This is a genomic window from Vibrio sp. 2033 (genome assembly GCF_033339735.1).
The window spans coordinates 1-1,230 of sequence record NZ_JAWOVC010000092.1; the positions used below are offsets into that span (position 1 = coordinate 1).

Annotated in this window: 1 protein-coding gene; it reads right to left on the reverse strand. The window is 45.5% G+C overall.

Translation table 11 applies throughout. The annotated features are described in order from the left end of the window. The coding region (locus R7P74_RS24810; RefSeq protein ID WP_206926158.1) for a DUF4158 domain-containing protein at window positions 1-1,124 on the reverse strand (1,124 nt) is incomplete at its 3' end. Between the last annotated feature and the right edge of the window lie 106 nt (window positions 1,125-1,230).

The following is a 1,230-nucleotide window of genomic DNA, read 5'->3' on the forward strand; positions in this document are numbered from 1 at the left end:
TTCAGGTAAAGGCAGAGGGTCTGGATATCCCTGTCATTCATGACCTTCAATGCCTGTTGTCTGACTACTGAGAAGGGTTGATTATCATCAATGTTCTCATCCACAAACAGATGCAGTAACTCTGCCGCTTTCGTGACATTGTCCGCGGCTGACTGCCAGGACAGGAACACTGCTTGTTGTGCAAAGGTGTTGGCAGCTTCTTGTTGCTTGCGGATATGGTAAATGAACCCATCAGTTAACCGTTCCAGTGCCAGTTGTATCCGCTCTGTCAGGTGACATAGCAACCATAGATGCTGCTGTGCGCGTTTGAATCGTTTGAGTTTACTACCGTAATAGTTGATGAGCTCACCGAAGTGTTGTCGATTTTTAAGAGACAGATTAAGCCCATCGATAACGCCATTGATTTGCGTGCGCCATGGCGCTAACTGATGATAAAGGGCAAGCTCTTTTTTAAGTTCAGGTACGGTCAGACTTTTTGCACCGCCTCTGAGCTGGTTCAGGCTTAGTCCGTCATCAATGGCTGTTATGCTGTCCAGAAAGACGTGAAGTTCAGGACTGGTGAGTTGATTAAGTTGGTGCGCCAGGTCTTTTCTGACCTGCTGCATCGCTCTGCTTATCAGTCTCTGGAGTACGGTGTACCTAGGGATAGCAATGCTGTGACTGGTTAGGAATTCAATAGCAGTATCAAAGAGGTAACGCGGCTCCAGCCAGGCATTGCCCACCTGAACAAGGTGGTCGAAAAGAGAATTGAAGTGCTGACTTTCGTCCCATTTGTGATAACCAGCAAGGTCTAATACTTTTGCGTAGAGTCGATCTTTTTGTTTTTGTGAGGGAGTGAATGGTCTGAGCCCCTTGCCGCCAAGCAGCTCTTTACTGATGAACATTAAATCCTTAGAAACCTGCGAGTAAGCGATATCTAGGATGACGGGCTTTGATTTGAAGTATCCCAAAATCGCGACAAAGTAACATCTATGAGCTCTGAGACGAATTGACCGAAAAACTGCCAATTCCGCATCGTTCAGAGAAAAGTACAGACGTTGTTCTTCGATTGAAAAAATGGGTGGGGAATAAAGATCTGCCTGTTCTGCTCTCGTGAGAATAGTAATTTCGTTTTTGATGGCCATATCAGGGCTGTTCCGTATTAAATGTACGATATTTACCTAATTTGCCACACTTATAAGTAGTAACCCACCTCCGCAGCCATTTATTGGTGTGGTCTACAGAGGATTA